15 protein-coding genes are annotated in these 18,775 nt (G+C 63.8%); 12 read left to right on the top strand and 3 right to left on the bottom strand.

Annotation, left to right across the window (positions count from 1 at the left end; translation table 11 throughout):
* Positions 1-7 precede the first annotated feature (7 nt).
* The 5 genes from dapF to VNK82_10830 are packed head-to-tail and all read left to right on the top strand — an operon-like array spanning position 8 to position 5,738.
* Complete coding sequence (dapF, locus tag VNK82_10850; GenBank protein HXE91451.1) at positions 8-808, top strand: diaminopimelate epimerase; 801 nt, start codon at positions 8-10, stop codon at positions 806-808.
* A 23-nt stretch (positions 809-831) separates the two neighbouring features.
* Positions 832-1,809 carry an LD-carboxypeptidase gene (locus VNK82_10845; protein ID HXE91450.1) on the top strand — a complete coding sequence of 326 codons (978 nt, stop codon included), beginning with the start codon at positions 832-834 and terminating at the stop codon, positions 1,807-1,809.
* Entirely contained in the window at positions 1,806-3,233 is a 1,428-nt protein-coding gene (mpl, locus tag VNK82_10840; GenBank protein ID HXE91449.1) for a UDP-N-acetylmuramate:L-alanyl-gamma-D-glutamyl-meso-diaminopimelate ligase, read from the top strand. Before VNK82_10845 ends, mpl begins: the two co-directional genes overlap by 4 nt.
* Entirely contained in the window at positions 3,233-5,026 is a 1,794-nt protein-coding gene (locus VNK82_10835) for a PDZ domain-containing protein (GenBank protein HXE91448.1), read from the top strand. The genes mpl and VNK82_10835 overlap by 1 nt, the downstream gene beginning before the upstream one ends.
* Positions 5,027-5,033: 7 nt before the next feature.
* Positions 5,034-5,738 carry a lysophospholipid acyltransferase family protein gene (locus VNK82_10830; GenBank protein ID HXE91447.1) on the top strand — a complete coding sequence of 235 codons (705 nt, stop codon included), beginning with the start codon at positions 5,034-5,036 and terminating at the stop codon, positions 5,736-5,738.
* A gap of 11 nt (positions 5,739-5,749) precedes the next feature.
* Here the strand turns inward: VNK82_10830 and lpxD are convergent, their stop codons facing one another.
* On the bottom strand, positions 5,750-6,769 hold the full coding sequence (gene lpxD / locus VNK82_10825; protein HXE91446.1) for a UDP-3-O-(3-hydroxymyristoyl)glucosamine N-acyltransferase: 1,020 nt from the start codon (positions 6,767-6,769) through the stop codon (positions 5,750-5,752).
* Positions 6,770-6,887: 118 nt separating this feature from the next.
* Complete coding sequence (locus VNK82_10820) at positions 6,888-7,373, bottom strand: hypothetical protein (GenBank protein HXE91445.1); 486 nt, start codon at positions 7,371-7,373, stop codon at positions 6,888-6,890.
* A gap of 260 nt (positions 7,374-7,633) precedes the next feature.
* Here VNK82_10820 and VNK82_10815 point away from each other — a divergent pair, with 260 nt between their 5' ends.
* From VNK82_10815 to VNK82_10795, 5 genes are all read left to right on the top strand, one after another.
* Positions 7,634-9,151, top strand: a complete 1,518-nt coding sequence (locus VNK82_10815; GenBank protein ID HXE91444.1) for a hypothetical protein — start codon at positions 7,634-7,636, stop codon at positions 9,149-9,151.
* Between the two features lie 74 nt (positions 9,152-9,225).
* Entirely contained in the window at positions 9,226-12,696 is a 3,471-nt protein-coding gene (gene dnaE / locus VNK82_10810) for a DNA polymerase III subunit alpha (GenBank protein ID HXE91443.1), read from the top strand.
* Between the two features lie 41 nt (positions 12,697-12,737).
* Positions 12,738-13,691 carry an acetyl-CoA carboxylase carboxyltransferase subunit alpha gene (locus tag VNK82_10805; protein HXE91442.1) on the top strand — a complete coding sequence of 318 codons (954 nt, stop codon included), beginning with the start codon at positions 12,738-12,740 and terminating at the stop codon, positions 13,689-13,691.
* Positions 13,692-13,802: 111 nt separating this feature from the next.
* A complete protein-coding gene (locus tag VNK82_10800) occupies positions 13,803-15,626 on the top strand; it encodes a 2-oxoacid:acceptor oxidoreductase subunit alpha (protein HXE91441.1) in 1,824 nt (607 codons plus the stop codon).
* A gap of 2 nt (positions 15,627-15,628) precedes the next feature.
* A complete protein-coding gene (locus tag VNK82_10795; GenBank protein HXE91440.1) occupies positions 15,629-16,672 on the top strand; it encodes a 2-oxoacid:ferredoxin oxidoreductase subunit beta in 1,044 nt (347 codons plus the stop codon).
* 13 nt (positions 16,673-16,685) lie between these two features.
* Here the strand turns inward: VNK82_10795 and VNK82_10790 are convergent, their stop codons facing one another.
* Positions 16,686-16,940, bottom strand: coding sequence for a hypothetical protein (locus tag VNK82_10790; GenBank protein ID HXE91439.1), 255 nt, complete (start codon positions 16,938-16,940; stop codon positions 16,686-16,688).
* Between the two features lie 266 nt (positions 16,941-17,206).
* Between VNK82_10790 and VNK82_10785 the strand changes: the two genes are divergently transcribed.
* A complete protein-coding gene (locus VNK82_10785) occupies positions 17,207-17,530 on the top strand; it encodes a 2Fe-2S iron-sulfur cluster-binding protein (GenBank protein HXE91438.1) in 324 nt (107 codons plus the stop codon).
* Positions 17,531-17,645: 115 nt separating this feature from the next.
* Entirely contained in the window at positions 17,646-18,650 is a 1,005-nt protein-coding gene (locus VNK82_10780; GenBank protein HXE91437.1) for a hypothetical protein, read from the top strand.
* Positions 18,651-18,775: the final 125 nt, after the last annotated feature.

Raw genomic sequence — 18,775 nt, 5'->3', positions numbered from 1 at the left:
TTTTCTGATGGCCACGAAGCGCGCGTTCTCCGGCATTCCATTCGTTAAGGCGAGTGCCTGCGGCAACGACTTCCTGCTCATCGACGGCGTCCATATTCCCGCAGACCTGGCGGAGTTCAGCCGCCGCATCTGCGACCGCCACCAGGGCGTGGGCGCGGACGGGGTGGAATGGCTGCTGCCCGCCGAGGATGCCGACATCCGCGCGCGCCTGTTCAATGCGGATGGTTCAGAAGCGGAGATCTCAGGCAACGGCACGCGCTGTGTGGCGGCACTTCTGGCCGAGGAGCGTGGCCTCGAACGCGTGGTGGTACGCACCGGAGCAGGACTGAAGACGTGTCGTGTGGTGCGGCGCTCGGGCCCGACGTTCGAGTTCGAAACCGACATGGGCGAACCTCAGGTAGGGGACGAGTTTCAAATCCAGCTGGCATTCCGCACCGTGAGCGGCATTCCCGTTTCCATGGGCAACCCGCACTTCGTGGTGTTCGTGGAACAATTCGCGCCGGGATGGCAGGCGGAGGCGGCGGAGATCGGCCGCCATCATGACTTCAAGTATGGAATCAACGTTGAGCTGGTTCGTTCTGTAAACAAAGCGGAAATCGAGGTCCGATTCTTTGAGCGAGGGGTGGGTGAGACACGCTCGTCGGGCACGGGCTCGTGTGCCGCGGCGGTGGCGGCGATATCCACGGGGCGGGCGCGTTCCCCAGTGCGTGTGAGCGCACCGGGAGGCGAGCAGACGGTTCGCTGGGAAGGAAACGTGGTGCTGGTTGGATCGGCGCAACTGCTCTGTCGCGGCGAGTTTTTCGTATAAGATGAGACCCGACTGATTCCCTCATGGCGCCGCCGAAACCCCGCTTGAAGCCGCCCGCCCTGCAGCCCGGGGATACCGTCGGTATCGTGGCGCCCGCCAGCCCCATCCAGCGCAATTACCTGGACGCGGGCTGCGTGTCGCTGTGGCGCATGGGCTACAAGCCCTTCTACCTGGATTCCATCTTCGATCAGGACCTGTATTTTGCGGGCTCGGTGGAGCGGCGCGCGCGCGAACTGGAGGAGATGTTCGTGCGCGACGAGGTGCGGGCGGTGCTGTGCGCGCGCGGAGGCTACGGCTCGAACTACCTTCTGGACGCGCTCGACTACGACAAGATCGCGGCCCATCCCAAGATCCTGGTGGGCTACAGCGACATCACCGCGTTGCTGACGCGGATCGCCGACCGCGCCAACCTGGTGACCTTCCACGGACCCATGGTGACCAAGGACTTCGCCACTTCCGACGGCGTGCATCTGGCTTCGTGGAAGGCGGCGATGGGAGCCAAGAACAACTGGGAACTGGCCGCCGTGCCGGGCTCGGGGGTAGCGCCCCTGGTGGAAGGCACGGCGGAGGGTGTGCTGTACGGCGGCTGCCTCTCGATTCTGGTGGCTTCGCTGCGCACGCCGTATGAGATCCGCACCACGGACACCATTCTGTTCCTGGAGGACGTGGCGGTGAAGCCTTTCCAGATCGACCGCATGCTCATGCAATTGAAACATGCCGGCAAACTGGCGGGCGTAAGAGGCATCGTGTTCGGCGAGATGATGGATTGCCTGCAGCATCCCGAACAAGCCTACAGTCTGACCGAGGTGGTGAAGCGCGTGGTGGGCGATCTGGGGATTCCGGTGGCGTTCGGGCTGCGCTCCGGCCACGTGACGCACAGCAACATCACCCTGCCTTTCGGGGTGCGTGCCCGGCTGGAGGTGAAGCAGGAAGTCCGGCTCACCGTTCTGGAGGCGGCCACGACCCCGGCTCCGGTGGCGGCGCCGGCCGCCAAACCATGACCGAGCAGCAGCACATCCATCTGATCGGGATCTGTGGCACAGCCATGGCTTCGCTGGCCGGTCTGCTGAAGCAGCGCGGCGTGCGGGTGACGGGCTCCGATGCCGCCGTGTATCCGCCGATGTCCGACATGCTGGCCGCGCTCTCCATTCCCGTCCAGCAGCCGTACGCGGAGAGCAATCTGAAGCCGCGGCCGGACCTGGTGGTGGTGGGCAATGCCATCTCCCGCGGCAATCCGGAACTGGAATACGTGCTGGACCAGCGCATCCCGATGCGCTCCATGCCGCAAATCCTGTACGAGTATTTTCTGCGGGGCCGGGAGTCGGTGGTGGTGGCCGGCACGCACGGAAAGACCACGACCACCGCCATGCTGGCCTGGATCTTCCACACAGCCGGCCAGAACCCGTCGTTCCTGATAGGCGGCGTGGCGGAGAACTTCGGTTCCAGCTTTGCGTTCAAGCCCGGGAAGCATTTCATCCTGGAGGGAGACGAGTACGACACGGCGTTCTTCGACAAGGGCCCGAAATTCCTGCACTACTTTCCCGATGTTGCGGTGCTGACCTCGGTGGAGTTCGACCACGCCGACATCTATGCCGACCTGGAAGCGGTGAAGACCGCCTTCCGGCGGCTGGTGAACCTGGTGCCGCGGCGGGGAAGGATCGTTGCCTTCGAGGGCGACGCGAACGTAGAGGAATGCGTGGGACGGGCGCTGTGCACGGTGGAGCGCTACGGGTTTGGCGAAGGATCGCACTGGCGGGCGACCGAGGTGCGCTATGAATCCGCGGGCACACGCTGGTCGGTGCTCCGTGGAGGCTCGCCCTGGGCGCAGTTCGAGCTTCCGCTGGCGGGCGAGTACAACGTGTTGAACGCGACGGCTGCCGCTGCGGTGGCGGCAGGATACGGTATTCCGGCAGCGACCATCGCCGGCGCCCTGCATGACTTCAAGGGCGTCAAGCGACGCCTGGAAGTGTGCGGGGAAGTGAACGGTGTGACCTTCGTGGAGGATTTCGCTCATCACCCCACCGCCATTGCCGGCACACTGCGCGCCCTGCGGACACGCTATCCGGGAAGACGTCTTTGGGCGCTGTTCGAGCCGCGCTCCAACACGCTGCGCCGCAACGTGTTCGCCGAGCGCCTGGTGGAGAGCCTGGGGCTGGCCGACCAGGTAGTGATTGCAGACGTGTTCCGTCCCGAGGCCATTCCCGAAGAAGAGCGGCTGGACCTCACGCGGGTGGTGGCGGAGCTCGGGCGTCACGGAACCGGTGCGCGAAATCTGGCTGACGCCGACGCCATCGTGACCGCAGTGGCGCCGGAGCTGCGTCCGGGTGACGTGGTGGCCATTCTTTCCAACGGCGGTTTCGGCGGCATCTACGAGAAGCTGCCCCAGCGGTTCAAGACCCTTTCGGAAGTTCCCTCCAGCGCCTGATGCGACGCGTCGTCTCTCTCATCCTTTGGGTGTGGGTCGCGGTGGCGACGGCTGTCGCTGCGCCGCCCGTCGACTACACGGTCTCGCTGGCGCGGGCGCGCGAACATCTTCTGCAAGTGCGCGTCCACGTGGCCGGCACCTCGGCGGAGCGCGACTTGCAACTGCCGGTGTGGAATGCGCTCTACCAGGTGCGCGACTTCGCCCAGTACGTACGGCGGGTGACGGCGAAGAATGCCGCCGGGCAGCCGCTGCCGGTGCGCAAGGTCGACAAGACAACCTGGCGCGTGAGCCGGGCGGAGAGCGGCGCCGATATCGAGTACGAGATCCTGGCCGAGCTCCCGGGTCCTTTCGGCAGCCACGCCAACGGCACGCACGTGTTCCTGAACCTGGCCATGGTGCTGATGTATCCGGTGGACTCGCGCGACGCGCCCATGACCGTGACCTTCGTCGACATACCCGCAGGATGGCGCATCGCCACGGCGCTACCCATGCTGCGCCCCGGCGTCTACACCGGCCGCAACTATGACCGTTTGGTGGATGGCCCGGTCGAGATCGGCAGCTTCCGCGAGACGTCGTTCGAAGAGGGTGGCGCCAGCTATCGCATCGTGATTGACGCCGATCCGGCGGACTACGACGTCGATCAGATCAAACGCTGGGTGCGACAGATCGTCACCGCCGGGGTGTGGTGGATGGACGATCGGCCGTTCACTGAGTATCTGTTTCTCTATCACTTTCCACGCGGACACGGCGGGGGCGGCATGGAGCACGCGTACTCCACGGCCATCGACGTAAGCGCCGAGTACCTGCGTGAGAACCCGCTGGAGTTCACGGCCGCGACCGCCCACGAGTTCTTCCACCTGTGGAACGTGAAGCGGCTGCGGCCGCAGTCGCTCGAGCCGATTGATTACACGCGGGAGAACTACACGGTGTCGCTGTGGTTCGCCGAAGGGGTCACGACGACCGTGGCGGACCTCATTCTGCTCCGTGCCGGCCTGATGAGCGAAGCCCAGTACCTCAACGAGCTGACCAAGGAGATCCGCACCCTGGAGCTAAGGCCTGCGCACCTGGTGCAGTCGGTGGAGGAGGCCAGTCTCGACACCTGGTTTGACAAGTATCCGCAGTATCGCACGCCGGAACGCAGCGTCAATTACTACAATAAGGGGCGCATCCTGGGTGTGCTGCTCGATTTGGCGGTGCGCGAGCGCTCGGGCGGGAAGAAATCGCTGCGCGACGTGTTGCAGTGGATGAATCGGAACTATGCCAACCAGGCCCGATCCTATCCGGACTCGGCGGGCGTGCAGCAGGCAGCCGAGGCGGTGACCGGCGCGGACTTTTCGGAGTTCTTCCGCGATTACGTGGCGGCGGCCCAGGAATTGCCCTACAACGAACTGTTCGATACCGTGGGCCTGAAGCTGGAGCGCAGCAAGACCACGGTGGTGGACCCGGGATTCCTGACGGTGCGCAACTTCGACCAGCCGTCGGTCGTGGTTTCCGTCGAAGCGGGGAGCGAAGCCGAGCGTGCGGGCTTGAGTCCGGGCGACACCATCCTGACCGTCAACGGCAAGCCATTCAGCGGCGAGTTCGAAGACCGGCTGGCGGGGATGAAAGTCGGCGAGACGCTCCGCTTGCGGGTGACCGGACGCAAGGGCTCGCGCGAGCTGAAGATCAAGCTGGGCGGTCGCGACGAGGAATCGTTCGCCCTCGTCGCGCTGCCCTCGGCCACGCCACAACAGCGCCGGCGGCGCGCCGCCTGGCTGGCCAGCCAGCCGGACGAAGCCGCGACCGCGCCCTAGGCTCGCCATGCTGCGCAGCCTGGTAGCCTTCGGCTTCTACACCCTGGTTGCTCCGCTCATTGCCCTGATCGGCTTCCCGTGGACGCTCCTTACCGGCAAGATCGATCTTCTCTACTGGATGGGCACACGCGCCGCTTTCCTGGGGATAAGGCTGGCGGGAATCCGGGTTGAGATCTTGGGCCGGGAGCGGCTGGACCAGAACCGCGCCTACATCTTCATGTGCAATCACGTATCCAACGTGGATCCGCCCATCGTGGTGCCGCTGATCCCGGGGAGGACGTCGGTGCTGGTCAAGAAGGAGCTATTCCGCATCCCGCTGCTGTCGCGAGCAATGCGCCTGGGCTCACTTGTGCCGGTGGACCGCTCCAATCGCGAAGCCGCAATCGCCAGCCTGGAGGCGGCGGCCGACGTCCTGCGCCAAGGCATCCATATGACGATTTTTCCCGAGGGCACACGCTCCAGGGACGGGAAGCTGCTACCCCTGAAGAAGGGACCGTTCTATCTGGCTATGGATACGGGCGTGCCCATTGTGCCCATGACCATCCTGGGAACGTTCGAGATCATGGCGAAGGGAAGCCTGGTAATTCGGAAAGGCACAGCAACTCTGATCTTCCATGACCCCGTCGACCCGAAGGACTTCCCGAGCCGCGAAGCCCTGATGGAAGCGGTCCGGGAGAAGATAGCCGAGCCGTTGCCGCCGGAGCGGCGCTGAAGTAAGGGCGCTCAGCCCTTCGCGGCCAGCTTCTGCTCCAGTTCGCGCACGGTCTTCGCCAGTTCGGGCAGACGGTTGAATACCGCGACCGAACGCAGCCACTGCTTGTTTTCGATGGCCGGATAACCGCTGATGGTCTTGCCGTCTTCCACGTCGTTGGGGATGCCGCTTTGGGCGGTCGCCACCACGCCGTCGCCGATGCGGCAGTGTCCGGCAACACCCACTTGTCCGGCGAGGATGACGTTCTTGCCTACGTCCGTGGAGCCGGCGAGGCCGACCTGTGCGCAGAGCAGCGTGTCCTCACCGACGCGGGAGCCGTGGCCCACCTGCACCAGGTTGTCGATTTTTGCGCCGCGCCTGACACGGGTCTCGCCGACGCTGGCACGGTCGACGCAAGCATTCGCCTGCACCTCCACGTCACCTTCCAGGACGGCCGGACCTGATTGGACGATCTTCTGCCAGAGTCCGGCGTCGTCCTTGGCAAAGCCAAACCCGTCCCCGCCTATGACCGCGCCATTCTGCAGAATCACGTTGTCTCCCAGGCGGCAGTGCTCGCGCACAACCGCGTGTGCATGGGCGAAGAAATTGTGGCCGATGCGCGCACCCTGATAGATGACCACGTGCGCGAGCAGGACGGCGTCGTCGCCGATCTCCACATCCTGGTCAATGACGACGTAGGGACCGACGGAGGCGTTCTTGCCGATGCGCGCGGAAGGATGCACCACGGCCGTGGGATGCACGCCGGGAGCGTAGCGCGGCGGCTGATAGAAAAGCTCAAGGGCGCGCGCGAAGGCGAGATACGGATTCTTGGTCCGCAAGGTCGGCTTGTCGAGGGTGGGGAAGTCCTCCGCCACAATGACCGCAGAGGCCCGGGTGGTTCGGGCAGCAGCGGCGTACTTCGGGTTGGCCACGAAGGTGAGTTGACCGTGCCCGGCTTCCTCAATGCCGGCGAGGCCGGTGATCTCGATCTGGGCCGCTCCGGAATCCGTCAGCGGTATTCCTAATCTGCTGGCAATCTCAGAAAGTTTCATGGCACTTGTCCGCGCGCCCGGCTGGCGCAGTCATTCCGTCGTGATTGTACCGTCCGGCACGAGATGCAGGCTTCCAGGGCAGACGGCAAGGTATGGGCGGTTAACGCAATGCGGTGTCTTATTCGGAGAACATCGGCACCTGGCGCGCATCGGCCGCGGCTGTCCGACGGCGAGCTGCGGCGCGGCCGCCGATAACGGCCAGCACCGACATTTCCAGCAGCGCCGTACGGGGTACGAAGATGCGCTGTGTGTTGGAGCGCGTGTCCGGCGGCGTCACCAGGTAGCCTTCGGCGCTGACCTGCATGAGGTCATTAGGCATGAGGCCCTCCATAACCTCGTTATCGCGGAAGCGCATGCGCACCCACAGGCCTTCGGCGCGTGGGCGGGTGGCAAAGGTCTTGCGCGCGGCCACCGAACCGGGGTCGGCGAACTCGCGCACGAAGTACACGCCCTTGACGTCGGCCAGGTCGAGCGTCACCACCTGTCCGGCGGTGTTCAGCATCTCCAGCCTGCCTCCGGAGACGAAAGCCGTGGGATTCACGTAACCCTGAACGGAATCGCGATCCAGCTTGCAGACCACGACTTTCTTGTGGGTGGACGGCATGGCTCGAATGGCACGCCACAGGAAGGGTCTCGTCTGCGGCAGCCCCTGCCCATTGTCGCACCTTCGCCCGGCCGAGTTGTTCGCTTCGTGAGCCCTGAGTAGCCAAACGGTTAACCTTGTGCTATGCTGAGGTGCTTGCGCTTTCCGGCGGAACACAGCTAAGTCTTTTGCGCGAAAGCACTTACAGTCGATTTTGAGGGGCCCGGCCCCGCCTTTGGGGCGGCCCTTTTTGCTGTTTCGGGAGACCAGGCTCAAGCCCGATGGCCGATTACATCTACACCATGGAAACACGGCTTACGCCGGATCAGCAGCGCGCGGCGGGCCTGGTGCAGCAGGCGGCGCGCGCGCATGAGATGAACGTGTATCTCACCGGCGGCGCGGTCCGCGACCTGATCAGCGGCTTCACGATTCGCGACCTCGACTTCACGGTACAGGGGAACGCGCTGCGCCTGCAGCGCGACCTGGAGAAAGCGGGAGCAGTCATTGAACGCGCCGATGAGGAGTTGCGCTCACTGCTGGTGTTGCTGCCGGGCAATGTGCGCGCCGAGATCGCCATGGCGCGCTCGGAAAAATACGAGAAGCCCGGCAAGCCTCCGGAGGTCGCCGCGGCCACCATCGTTGAGGACCTGCGCCGCCGCGACTTCACCGTGAACGCCATTGCGCTGTCGCTGAACGAAGGCTCGCGGGGCCTGCTGCTCGATCCCGCCAACGGCGTGGCCGACATCGAAGCCAAACTGCTGCGCATTTTGCACAACTACTCTTTTCTGGAAGAGCCTTCGCGGTTGATCCGCGCCACGCGTTTTGCCGCTCGCTTCCACTGGACCCTGGAGGAGCGCACGCAGGCCCGCTACGACGCCGCCAAGGAGAACCAGTACATCGAGAACATCCTGCCGCGCGCCATCGGCCAGGAGATCGAACAGCTTGCCTACGAGGAGAACCCTCTGGTCATCCTGCGGGCTCTGGAAAAAGAGGGCTGGCTCAAGGTGTTGAGTCCGCACTGGACGGTGGGCAAGGCGGACGCCGACTCGCTGGCGCAGATGCAAAAGACGCGCGAGCTGATGGCGCAGCACGGCTACGCCCCGGATGCTTCGGCCGCCACCATCTACTTCCTCACTCGACGTTTGGAAAGCCGCGAGATCAGCGCCATGCAGAAGCTGATTCCACGGCGCACTCTGGTGGAGAAGTGGAACCACCTGGAGGAGGATGCGAAAGAGCTGGCGGCGCGACTGAGCGGCAAGGAAGCCGCCACTCCCTCGAAGACCTGGAAGTTGCTGAGCGAAGCACCTCCGGAGACCATCCTGTTCCTCGAGGTCACGGCGCGGGCGCAGTCGGTGCGGCAGAAAATCCGCAACTTCTTCGGCAAGTGGCGCCAGCTCAAGCAACGGCTGCCGTTCCCGGAAATGGCGGAAATGCATATCACGCCTGCGCTTCCGCAGTACGCACAACTGACTGAGGAAGCCTTCCATCTCCTGCTGGACGGCCGCTTGCGTTCGCACGGAGAGATCGTGCGCTTCCTGAAGCCGTACGCGCCCCCTCCGCCACCCCCTCCACCGCCTCCGACGAAGAAGCGCAAGAAGGGCGAGCCGGTACCGGCGAAGCCGGCTCCCGCAAAGGCCGCACCGCCCGCCGCCAAGAAGCCAGGGGAGAAGGAAAAGGGCAAACAGCCCGTTCACTCGCAGCCGGCCGCGAAAAAGACAAAGACCAATAAAGCAGTGCACAAACCCGCCCGCCAGAAGGCCGCCAAGCAGAAACCTGCGAGGAAAAAGAAGAAGCGCTAGCCGCGCCGCAACTGCACCAATCTGCGGCATGTTCGGCGCAGTGTGTTCTGGCTACAATGGAAACCAAGCTCAGCATGTCCCAGTTCGTCCATCTTCATCTGCACACTGACTACTCGCTGCTCGACGGCGCCTGCGAAGTGGAGAAGCTGGTCTCGACCGTGAAGGGGCACGGCATGCCGGCCGTGGCCGTGACCGACCACGGCAACATCTTCGCCGCGGTGCATTTCTACAATGCGGCGCGCGCGCAGGGAATCCGTCCCATCCTGGGCTGTGAGCTGTACATCTCCAAGAAGGAAGACCATCGCGCCTCGGAAGGCGACAGCAGCTACAACCACCTGCTGGTGCTGGCGGAGAACGACGAGGGTTACCGCAACCTGGTCCGGATCACCTCGGAGGCGTCCCTCCACGGCTTCTATTACAAGCCACGCGTGAGCAAGAAGTTCCTGGCCGAGCACAGTCGCGGCCTCATCTGCCTTTCCGGCTGCCTGAAGGGAGAGATTCCGGAGCTGTTGCTGGCAGGGAAATACGACGCCGCTCGCGAGGCCGTCGGTTTCTACCGCGACGTCTTCGGCAAGGAGAACTTCTTCCTCGAAATCCAGGACCACCAGGGGCTGCCCGCGGAGCAGCAGATTCACGCCGATCTGTTCCGTCTGGAAAAAGAGACCGGAGCTCCGCTGGTCGCCACCAACGACAGCCACTATCTCTGCGAGGACGACGCGCACGCGCAGGATGTGCTGATTTGCATCCAAACCGGCAAGTCCATCCAGGACCCTAACCGTTTGCGCTTCGCGACCAGGCAGTTCTACGTGAAGAGCTATGACGAGATGCTGCGCCTCTTTCAGGAAGCGCCGCAGACGCTCTCCCGCACACTGGCCATCGCGGAGCGCTGTCACGTGAAGCTGGACAAGGTGGCCAATCCGTTCCCCCACTTCGAAGTGCCGGACGGGTTCACGCTTGACAGTTACTTCGAGCACGTCGCGCGGCAGGGGTTCGCGCGGCGCATGGAGGCCTTGCGGGAGCTCGACCGGCAGGGTCGGCTGCGGCGTCCGCTCACCGAATACGAGCAGCGGCTGTCGCACGAGATCGACATCATCCGGCAGATGCGCTTCTCCGGCTATTTCCTCATCGTCTGGGACTTTGTGCGCTACGCCCGCGAGAACCGCATTCCGGTGGGACCCGGACGAGGTTCGGCGGCGGGCTCGCTGGTGTCCTATGCGCTGGGCATCACCGATATCGATCCGCTGCAGAACGGGCTGCTGTTCGAACGCTTTCTGAACCCGGAGCGAGTCTCGATGCCGGACATCGACATCGACTTCTGCATGAACCGCCGCGGCGAGGTCATCGAGTACGTGACACGCAAGTACGGCCGCGAGAACGTGGCCCAGATCATCACCTTCGGCACGCTGGCCGCCAAGGCAGCCATCAAGGACGTGGGACGCGCCATGGACATGCCCTATCCGGAGGTCGATCGCATCGCCAAGCTGGTTCCGGCGCAGATCAACATCACCCTGGAACAGGCGCTGCGCGACTCACCCCGGCTCCAGGCTGTGTACCAGGACGACCCGCGCGTGCGCGAGCTGATCGATACCGCGCGCAAGCTGGAGGGCATGGTGCGCAATGCCGGTGTGCACGCCGCGGGCGTGGTGATTTCGCCGCAGCCGCTCATCGAGCTGGTACCGCTGCACCGCACCAAGAACGATGAGATCGTCACCGCCTTCGACATGAATGCAGTCGAGAAGATGGGCCTGCTGAAAATGGATTTTCTCGGGCTCACCACGCTCACCATCATCGACGACGCGTTGCGCCTGATCGCGCAGACCCGCGGACGTCCGCTCGACCTCGACGCCGAACCGCTCGACGATCGTGAGACCTACGAGAAGGTCTTCCATCGCGGGCTGACCTCGGGCGTGTTCCAGTTCGAGTCGCAAGGCATGCGCGACGTATTGCGACGTTACCAGCCGACCTCCATCGAAGACCTCACGGCACTCAACGCGCTCTACCGGCCCGGACCCATTCAGGGCGGGATGATCGACGACTTCATCGAACGCAAGCACGGCCGTCGGGCCATCCACTACGAGCTGCCTGAGCTGGAAGAGATCTTGAAAGAGACGCTGGGCGTGATCGTGTACCAGGAGCAGGTGATGCAGATCGCCAATCGTCTGGCCGGCTACTCACTGGGCGAAGCCGACCTGCTGCGCCGGGCCATGGGCAAGAAGAAGCCCGAAGAAATGGCCGCCCAACGCGACAAGTTCATCACCGGCGCCGTGCAGCGCGGCTTCCCGGAGCGCAAGGTGGCGAAGATTTTCGATCTTATGGAGCAGTTCGCCGGCTACGGCTTCAACAAATCGCATTCGGCCGCCTACGCGCTGCTCGCCTACCAGACCGCTTATCTGAAGACCCACTACCCGGTGGAGTTTATGGCGGCTCTGCTGACTTCGGAAACCGGGAGCACGGACAAGGTGGTGAAGTACATCAACGAGTGCCGCGAGATGGGCATTTCGGTGGAGCCGCCGGACATCAATGTGAGTGAGGCCAACTTCACGCCGCACGGCAGCGCCATCCGCTTCGGGTTGGCGGCGGTGAAGAACGTCGGTCACAGCGCCATCGATTCCATCCTGGCGGCGCGCGCCCGGCTGGGACGCTTCCACTCCCTGTTCGAGTTCTGCGAAAACGTGGACTTGCGGCTGATGAACAAGCGCGTCCTGGAATCGCTGATCAAGAGCGGAGCCCTGGATTCGCTGGGCCGCCGCGCGCAGCTCATGGAAGCGGTGGATCGCGCCATCGAGCGCGGGCAAAAGACGCAGCGCGACGCGGAAGCCGGCCAGCACGGGCTGTTCGGCGTCTTCGATGAGCCCGGCGAGCGTTCCTCCGACCGCCTGCCGGACGTGCCGGACTGGGACGAGCATCAGCGCCTGGCGGGAGAAAAAGAGGTGGTCGGCTTCTTCCTTACCGGGCACCCGCTGGAGAAGTACCGCAGCAAGCTGGCGGACTTCCGCGCCCTCGATAGCGACGCCATCGCCGCGCTCAAGCAGAGCACGGGGCGAGATGAGATCCACGCGGGCGGAGTGCTGGCCAACATCCGCGTGCAGCGCTCGCGCAAGGGCGAACTCTACGCGCAGGGCACATTGGAGGATATGGCGGGCTCGGTTGACGTCCTGGTGTTCCCGGAAGCTTATCGCCGCCTGCAGGACCGCCTGAAGCTGGATGTCCCGGTGCTCGTGCGAGGGGCAGTGCGCGTGGAGGAAGGCGCGGCTCCCCGCCTGCTCATCAGCGAGATCACGCCGCTGGAAGAAGCCCAGCCCAAGCTGCCGCGGTCGCTGCGCATCCGCATTCCGCTCGATGTGGCCACGGAAGAGACGATCGATGCCTTGCACAACATCTGCCGCGAGCGTCGCGGCGACGCCCGCGTGTTGTTCGACGTGGAACGCGAAGGGGATTTCATGGTGGTGATGGAGGCGGAAGGCTATAATGTCCTCCCCGACCGGACCTTCATCGCCCGCGTCGAGGAACTCTGCGGCCGTGGCAGCGTCCGCGTGATCGACTGACCGGCAGAGCGATCCTGACCACTGGCCCGACCACGGCCCCTATGGAGCCAACCACCAAAGCGCAGCGCGAGCTGGAGGACATCGAGAAGCAGATCGAGCGCCTGCGCGCCATGGCGGGTTCGAACGAGGAAGCCCGCCGCCAGCTCGAGGATCTGCACGAACAGGTGTCCGCGCTGCGCGAGCAGTTCTACACGCACCTGGCCTGGCAGAAGACTGAACTGGCCCGCCATCCGCAGCGTCCCTACACGCTCGATTACGTGGAGCGCATCTTCACCGACTGGTGCGAGCTGCACGGCGACCGTGTATTCGGCGACGACCCGGCTCTGGTGTGCGGCATGGCCCGTTATCACGGCAACGAGGTCATGGTGATCGGGCACCAGAAGGGACGCGATACCAAGCAGCGCCTCTATCGCAATTTCGGCCAGGCGAACCCGGAAGGCTATCGCAAGGCGCTGCGCTTGATGAAGCTGGCGGAAAAGTTCGGCCGGCCCATCATCACGCTGGTCGACACGCCCGGCGCCTATCCCGGCTTGGGCGCGGAAGAGCGGGGCCAGGCCGAAGCCATCGCCCGCAACCTGCGCGAGATGGCGCGCATCCAGGCGCCCATCCTGACGGTCATCACGGGCGAAGGAGGTTCCGGGGGCGCGCTCGCCATCGCCGTCGCCGATCGCGTGCTGATGCTGGAAAACGCCATCTATTCGGTGATCTCGCCCGAGGGCTGCGCGTCGATCATGTGGCGCGACGCTTCGAAGAAGGACCTGGCGGCGCAGGCCCTGCGCATTACGGCGCGCGACCTGATGGAACTGCAGTGTGTCGATGAAGTCGTCCCCGAGCCGGAGGGAGGCGCGCACACCAACCACGAAGATGCCGCCGTGCTCCTGGATACGGCCCTCTGGCGTCACTTCAAGAGCGTGCTGGAACTGCCGCCGGCTGAGCTGCTCGAGAGCCGCTACCAGAAGTTCCGCCGCATGGCGCAGTTTTTCACCGAGAGCTAGGCTGCGTCACAGCACGCTGTGCGTGAGTGCGGCGCTTCCCTCACTCTGCCGTATAATAAAAATTCACCCTGTTGATTCTGAAAGGGATAGGAAGGCATGGCCATAGGGGATGTGGCAGTCCAGGAAGCTCCCAGCCGCTCCGGCGAGAAGCGCATTGTCAACGATTTCAGCCTGCAGGTCGCGACCGTGAACGGGTCCGGCTCGCAGACCGCCAACATGGTGCTGCTGCGCTCCATCTTCCAGATGGGCGTGCCGGTCTCCGGCAAGAACCTGTTTCCCTCCAACATCGCCGGCCTGCCCACCTGGTTCACGATTCGCGCCAACAAGGATGGCTACATCGCGCGCAAGAAGGAAATCGACTTCCTCATCGCCATGAATCCGGAGACGGCGCAGGAGGATGTGATGTCGCTCTCGCCGGGTGCGGCCGTGCTCTATGACGAGCCCCTGAACCTCGCCCGCCTGCGCAGCGATCTCACCTTCTACGCCGCCCCGTTTGACAAGCTGGTTGTTCCCGTTTGCCCGGAAGCCAAGTTGCGCAAGCTGGTGAAGAACATGCTGTACGTGGGCTCGGCCGCCTGCTTGCTCGACATCGACATGGCGCAGATTGAGAAGGCGCTGCGCAAACAATTCAAGAAGAAGGTCAAGGCTGCCGACCTTAACTGGGGCGCCGTGCAGGCAGGTTACGACTACGCCAAGGCGACCTTCACCAAGGCGGATCCTTACCACGTCGCGCCCATGGACAAGACCCGGGGCAAGATCATCATCGAAGGCAATGCTGCCTGCGCGCTGGGTGCGATGTTCGCCGGCGTTACCGTGGTCACCTGGTATCCCATCACGCCTTCGTCCTCCCTGTGTGAGTCGTTGATCGACTACATGAAACGCTACCGCGTCGACTCCAACGGCAAAGCCACCTTCGCCATCGTGCAGGCTGAGGACGAACTGGCCGCCGTGGGCATGGTGATGGGCGCGGGCTGGGCGGGCGCGCGCGCCATGACCTCGACCTCCGGCCCTGGCATCTCGCTGATGGCCGAGATCTCAGGGCTTGGCTACTACGCTGAGGTCCCGGGCGTGATCGTGGATGTGCAGCGCGTCGGTCCTTCGACCGGCCTGCCCACGCGCACCATGCAGGGCGACATCGGTTTCTGTGCCACGCTCTCTCACGGAGACACACGCCACATCATGGTCATTCCCGCTTCCGTGGAGGAGTGCTTCACGATGATGGGGGATGCCTTCGAGCTGGCCGAGCACTTCCAGACCCCGGTCTTCGTGATGACCGATCTGGACCTGGGCATGAACAACTGGATGGCCGATCCATTCCCCTATCCCGAGACGCCCATCAAGCGCGGCAAAGTTCTCGGCAAGGAGGATCTGGACCGCCTGGGCGGTTTCGCACGGTACAAGGACGTGGATGGCGACGCCATCGGCTGGCGCACTCTGCCCGGCACCGACCACCCCAAGGCCAGCTACTTCACGCGCGGCAGCGGTCACAACGAGAAGGCGCAGTACAGCGAACGGCCCGACGACTACCAGAACAACATGGACCGCCTGCGCAAGAAGTTCGAGGTCGCCAAGCGCCACGTGCCCAAGCCGGAGGTCAGCGGCGACGGCAAGGCCAAGGTCGGCATCATCGCTTTTGGCACGACCCACTGGGCCATTGTCGAGAGCCGCGACCAGCTCCGGGGAGAGTACAACCTGGAAACCGATTACCTGCGCCTGCGCGCCTATCCCTTCACCGCTGAGGTGGAGGACTTCGTCCGCCGGCACGAGCGCGTCTACGTGGTGGAGCAGAACCGCGACGCCCAGATGCGTGACCTGCTGCGCGTGGACCTGGATCCCACCCTGGCGCCGCGGCTGCGCAGCGTGCGCCATTACAACGGGCTGCCCATTGACGCCCGCTCTGTCACCGACGAGATCGTTTCCCAGGAGGGCAAGTAGCTATGGCCACCACACCCGCCCCGGCCGCGGAGAAGACCAACCGCATCGGCCTGACCGTGATTGATTACAAGGGCGGCAAGACCACGCTGTGCGCCGGCTGCGGCCACAACGCCATCTCCGAGCGCATCATCGACGCCCTGTATGAAATGGGCATCAAGCCGGAGAGCGTGGCCAAGTTCTCCGGCATCGGCTGTTCCTCCAAGAGCCCGGCCTACTTCCTGAGTCGCTCGCACTCTTTCAACGCGGTGCATGGACGCATGCCGGCCATCGCCACCGGGGCCCTGCTGGCCAACCGAACGCTGCGCGGCATCGGCGTGAGCGGCGACGGCGACACCGCTTCCATCGGCATGGGGCAGTTCGTCCACCTCATGCGCCGGAATTTGCCCATGATCTACATCATCGAGGACAACGGCGTATACGGCCTGACCAAGGGTCAGTTTTCCGCCACCGCCGACCTAGGTTCCAAGCTCAAGACCGGCGTGGTCAACGACCTGCCCGCGATCGACACCTGCGCCATGGCCATCGAGCTGGGTGCGACTTTCGTGGGCCGCTCCTTCTCCGGCGACAAGCGCCAACTCCTCGCCATGCTGAAAGCGGCGCTCGCCCACAATGGCACGGTCATGTTGGACGTCATCTCACCGTGCGTCACGTTCAACGATCATGAAGGCTCCACCAAGTCCTACAAGTACGTGAAGGAGCACGATGAGCCCGTGCACGACGTGAGTTTCGTCCCGTACTTCGAGGAAATCGACGTCGAATACGATCCCGGGACCACAGTCGACGTCACCATGCACGACGGGTCGCACCTGCGCCTCCGCAAGCTGCACGAGGACTACGACCCGACCAACAAGGTGGAGGCCATTCGCACGCTGCTGGAAGCGCATGACCGGGGCGAGGTCCTGACCGGCGTCTTCTACGTCGCTCCCGACAAGCCCAACTTCCTGGACCTCCTGCACATCACCGACGCTCCCCTGGCGACGCTGCCGGAGTCGGTGGTCCGCCCACCCCGCGAGGCGCTCGACGAAGTAATGGAAGAGCTGCGGTAAGTAGCAGCAGGCCTCACGCCGGGCGCTTCTTTTCCTTGCCGGCGATTGCCTGTCCGGAGTGCTCCGGACTCAGGCCCGGTTCGGGAAAGTCGGTGTCGAACTCTTTGGTGAGGTCGTCCACGCCGCGGTGGCCGAGTTGCCCGGTGAAGGACACGGGCAACCGCTCGCCCGGACGCTCCGCTTCGGTTGCACCTTTCACCAGGTCGCTGTCCCTACGGTTTTTCCGCCTGGCATTGCGCTGACTTGTCCTGCGCTCTTTCCTTTTCATCGCTCGCTCCGCCCACGCCCTGCAGGCATTGTGCTCCTCCAGGGGGTGCGGCGCAACTTTACCCGGGGACGCGGGTTCCACCTAGAGAAAACGGTTGGACTTCACGGCCGCGTCGCCAATACATCGTGCCCCGGCGCCGGCCGACGAGGTCCGGAAGGGCAGCCTCCCGACCGTCTGGACGCGGAATGGCTGCCCTTCGTGTTTGCGGCCACGGCCGGTTTTTGCGCGGTCGGCGCTCTACGTTTAGAATCCCTCCGCCCACTTTTATGAGCACGCCCGGTCCGCTGTTCCGCCCCTATGAGCGGATGGTCAAAATCCAGATCAAGGGCAAGGAGTTCATCGTGCCCGACGGCAACATGCTGCTGCGCGTGTTCCAATTCCTTGCGCCCGAGACCATCCCCTACGGCCGATTCTGCTGGAACGAGGACTGCCAGTACTGCCGCGTCACCTATGACCACGGCGAAGGCACCCCCAGCCACGTCGCCCTCTCCTGCAAGCTCATGGTCAAGGGCGGCATGCGCGTCACCGACTTGGCCCAGGAAATCAAGTACTGCCTGCGCACACTCGACCTGGGGGAAGGGACGAAATAGCGGATTTTCGCACCCGAGTCAAGCTACCTGCGGTATCATTCGTTCCCTCCCGAGGTGCCCCATGAAGCTTGGCTTCAGGTTCTGCCGAATCGCAGGGCCCCACCTGCTCGCCGGGATGATGGCCATCCAGCCCGCCCTCGCCCAGGACGAGCCCACCATCGTCAAGGATTCCGTTCGGTTCATGCCTTTCACCAGCACCTGCAGCAGTTGCCCTGACTACGTCCTTCGGTGGTGGCCTCAGATTTCGTTCCGGGTCAACGGGCCCATCGCTGCAGGAAGCCAACTGTATGTGGAAGTTTTTCCCCCGGGCCTCAAAAAGCCCTGGAAAACGTTCGATTGCACGACCGGCACAACCCAGGCGGGTTATTGGTGGGCGGTGAAAGAGTGCGGTGGCGCCAATATTGCGCAGGACAAGGGCGTCTTTTACACCGGTTTGATCGAGTTCAAGATCCGCATGCGCAATGAGGTCCTGGGTACAGACATCACCCTGTTCACCGGCAAGGCCAAGGTAGGCAAGGTAGCCCCGCCGTTCTCAAGCGCGCCCGGGAGTTTCCTGTATTACACGGACTACGATTGGCACATCCCCATCGGCTTGATCTACCTGGCGCAAGGAAAGGGTGTCCCTGACTTCTTTCCGCCGCGTTTCTTTGCAGAAATTTGGCTTCGCGGCACGAATCCGAATCCCAATGCGTTCCACCTGTTCTATCAGGGCAAGGAGGTGGCGAAGGAAAAGGACTGCAGCGCCGATACCTACGGAGCCGACACGAGGACGAAGTTTAACTGGTCCGTCGTCACGTGCGACTTTCGCTATGTGTACGGCAAGAAGCCGGATCCGCAGCACATCAGCCAGGACGCACCGTTACATGAGCTGAGTTCGAACCCGGGCGAATACGAAATCAAGATGGTCTATAAGGGAGAGCTGGCCCGATCGATCAAGTTCACCGTGGCTGCCGACGGCAGCTTTGACAACGGCATCGCCTCCGCCAATAAGCTGGGTGACGATGTCACCGTCGTGCCCGTCAAGGTGATAGGGAACCAGGACGGCGTGTGGGACCGGCTGGCATGGAAGACAGGCGCCTTCTACGCCAATCCCTTAACCGGATTCACGGCGCCGCCGTAGTTCGCGCAGCGGCGGCAGGCCGCTCGCGGACTGCGAACGCGGTTGTAAGTACCGATTTCCAATCTCTTTTGAGTATTCGTGAGGATGCGATGATGCAGAAGCGCAGGTCGTCGGCAGCTCTCTCA

The organism is Terriglobales bacterium (assembly GCA_035573675.1).
In the GTDB taxonomy this organism is placed as follows: Bacteria; Acidobacteriota; Terriglobia; order Terriglobales; family Acidobacteriaceae; genus DATMAB01.
Note: the sequence above shows the minus strand (reverse complement) of the source record. Positions and strands in the feature narration are given on the sequence as shown.

Excerpts from the sequence above, each read along its gene's own strand:
- dapF (HXE91451.1), top strand. The coding sequence starts at position 8 with ATGGCCACGAAGCGCGCGTTCTCCGGCATTCCATTCGTTAAGGCGAGT.
- VNK82_10845 (HXE91450.1), top strand. The coding sequence starts at position 832 with ATGGCGCCGCCGAAACCCCGCTTGAAGCCGCCCGCCCTGCAGCCCGGG.
- mpl (HXE91449.1), top strand. The coding sequence starts at position 1,806 with ATGACCGAGCAGCAGCACATCCATCTGATCGGGATCTGTGGCACAGCC.
- VNK82_10835 (HXE91448.1), top strand. The coding sequence starts at position 3,233 with ATGCGACGCGTCGTCTCTCTCATCCTTTGGGTGTGGGTCGCGGTGGCG.
- VNK82_10830 (HXE91447.1), top strand. The coding sequence starts at position 5,034 with ATGCTGCGCAGCCTGGTAGCCTTCGGCTTCTACACCCTGGTTGCTCCG.
- lpxD (HXE91446.1), bottom strand. The coding sequence starts at position 6,769 with ATGAAACTTTCTGAGATTGCCAGCAGATTAGGAATACCGCTGACGGAT.
- VNK82_10820 (HXE91445.1), bottom strand. The coding sequence starts at position 7,373 with ATGCCGTCCACCCACAAGAAAGTCGTGGTCTGCAAGCTGGATCGCGAT.
- VNK82_10815 (HXE91444.1), top strand. The coding sequence starts at position 7,634 with ATGGCCGATTACATCTACACCATGGAAACACGGCTTACGCCGGATCAG.
- dnaE (HXE91443.1), top strand. The coding sequence starts at position 9,226 with ATGTCCCAGTTCGTCCATCTTCATCTGCACACTGACTACTCGCTGCTC.
- VNK82_10805 (HXE91442.1), top strand. The coding sequence starts at position 12,738 with ATGGAGCCAACCACCAAAGCGCAGCGCGAGCTGGAGGACATCGAGAAG.
- VNK82_10795 (HXE91440.1), top strand. The coding sequence starts at position 15,629 with ATGGCCACCACACCCGCCCCGGCCGCGGAGAAGACCAACCGCATCGGC.
- VNK82_10790 (HXE91439.1), bottom strand. The coding sequence starts at position 16,940 with ATGAAAAGGAAAGAGCGCAGGACAAGTCAGCGCAATGCCAGGCGGAAA.
- VNK82_10785 (HXE91438.1), top strand. The coding sequence starts at position 17,207 with ATGAGCACGCCCGGTCCGCTGTTCCGCCCCTATGAGCGGATGGTCAAA.
- VNK82_10780 (HXE91437.1), top strand. The coding sequence starts at position 17,646 with ATGATGGCCATCCAGCCCGCCCTCGCCCAGGACGAGCCCACCATCGTC.